Annotated in this window: 1 tRNA gene; it reads left to right on the top strand. The window is 45.2% G+C overall.

Annotated elements, in window-relative coordinates:
- The first annotated feature begins 227 nt into the window (after positions 1-227).
- Positions 228-301, top strand: a tRNA-Gly gene (locus QE109_RS17660).
- The last annotated feature ends 2 nt before the right edge of the window (positions 302-303 follow it).

The following is a 303-nucleotide window of genomic DNA, read 5'->3' as shown; positions in this document are numbered from 1 at the left end:
AATCCGTTATCAGCGATTTCGAAGGTTCGAATCCTTCTCCCTCCACCAATTACAATTTTCACGAAGTGAAAATTGCCCGACGAGAACAACGCAAGTTGTTAGGAGGGTTGTTGTAAGTCACACGAAGTGAAAATTGCCCGACAAGAACAACGTGAGTTGTATGATTTATTAACAAGCAGGATTAGCCAGACGTGAGCTACATTGTAGCTTGAGGACATCCTTAATATGCGGGTGTAGCTCAATGGTAGAGCCCCAGCCTTCCAAGCTGGTTGTGAGAGTTCGATTCTCTTCACCCGCTCCAAT

Origin of the sequence: Fusibacter bizertensis (genome assembly GCF_029914245.1) — a bacterium.
Taxonomy (GTDB): Bacteria; Bacillota; Clostridia; order Peptostreptococcales; family Acidaminobacteraceae; genus Fusibacter_C; species Fusibacter_C bizertensis.
The sequence above is the reverse complement of the archived record's forward strand: the minus strand, read 5'-3'. Positions and strand labels throughout refer to the sequence as shown.